The organism is Nocardia sp. bgisy118 (genome assembly GCF_057708605.1).
This window is the reverse complement of the sequence record NZ_JBYISM010000084.1, coordinates 1-867: the sequence shown is the minus strand read 5'-3', so window position 1 is coordinate 867 and position 867 is coordinate 1. Positions and strand designations below refer to the sequence as shown.

The window sequence follows — 867 nt, the reverse complement described above, 5'->3', positions numbered from 1 at the left end:
CTAAGAGATGTCCCGTAAGTCTGACTCGGTGACAGTGACGGTCCACCGGCCAGGAATCAGCAGGCGTGGGCGAGGTTGGCCAGAGTCGCCACCCCAGCCATCGCGACACCCACCCCATCACCGCGCAAACGGCAGTCGCGCAAGATCTTCCAGGTCTTCATCCGGGCGAAAGCATGTTCGACGCGAGCGCGGACCTTGCGGTGGGACTTGTTGTGTGCCTGCTTCCATTCCGGCAACTCGACACCAGGTGACCGGCGGTGCGGGATGATCAAGCCGGTGCCCTGGTAGCCGCCATCCGCAATCACCACTGCGTTGCGGCAGGCATCGGCCGCACCGGACTCGGTCCAGGCTCGGCAGTCGTTGCGGTTGCCCGGCAACGGCCGCCCGAGCGCGACGACCAGCTCGGTGTCGGCGTCGATCACGACCTGATGGTTGGTCGAGTACCGGTAGTTCTTACTCTGGGCGGCGACCTTGTGATCACGGGTCGGGACCAGGGTGCCGTCCACGATCAACACCGCACCACGCGGGAACCGGGCCCGGGGCCGTAGCGCCAACGCCGGTCCAACGTCATCGATCACCCGGGCCGCGGCCGACTTCGAGACCCCGAACACCGCCGCGAGCTGACGCATCGTGAGGTTGGTCCGCCAGTAGGTGGCCACCAGCAACACCCGGTCCTCGAAACACAACCCCCAAGGCCGGCCCCGCAACGGCCGATCAGCGCCCTTGCGCCGCAACTGGGTGATCAGGCGAGCGAACGTGCGTGGCCGCAGCCCGGAGAACAACTCCACCATCACCGGGTCAGACGCCGAGATCACCACCGGCGACACGATACCCGTTGCCGCTCAACGACTTACGGGACATCCCTTA

Annotated in this window: 1 protein-coding gene; it reads right to left on the bottom strand. The window is 66.2% G+C overall.

The genetic code is table 11. From position 1 onward, the window contains the following. Positions 1-56: 56 nt before the first annotated feature. The gene (locus AC3EO7_RS37815) at positions 57-791 is read right to left on the bottom strand and encodes a transposase (RefSeq protein WP_435593884.1); all 735 of its coding nucleotides are present in this window, start codon (positions 789-791) and stop codon (positions 57-59) included. Positions 792-867 lie beyond the last annotated feature (76 nt).

Coding starts and splice junctions, on each gene's coding strand:
- AC3EO7_RS37815 (WP_435593884.1), bottom strand. CDS start 791: ATGGTGGAGTTGTTCTCCGGGCTGCGGCCACGCACGTTCGCTCGCCTG.